This is a genomic window from Priestia sp. 53B2 (assembly GCF_056099005.1).
In genome coordinates, this window is the sequence record NZ_JBLZXA010000116.1 from 1 (window position 1) to 231 (window position 231).

Here is a 231-nt window from a genome sequence, read left to right on the forward strand (position 1 = left end):
CGTTTGAGTAATGGGGGGACGCAGTAGGATAGGGTAAGCGCGCTGCTGGATATGCGCGTTCAAGCAGTTAGGCTGATGAGTAGGCGAATCCGCTCATCATGAAAGCTGAGCTGTGATGACGAGGGAATTATAGTACCGAAGTTCCTGATTCCACACTGCCAAGAAAAGCCTCTAGCGAGGCGGGAGGTGCCCGTACCGCAAACCGACACAGCTAGGCGAGGAGAGAAACCT

1 rRNA gene is annotated in these 231 nt (G+C 54.1%); it reads left to right on the plus strand.

The annotated features are described in order from the left end of the window. Nucleotides 1-231: ribosomal RNA gene (locus ACN6NE_RS31405) — 23S ribosomal RNA — on the plus strand; the annotation flags it as partial.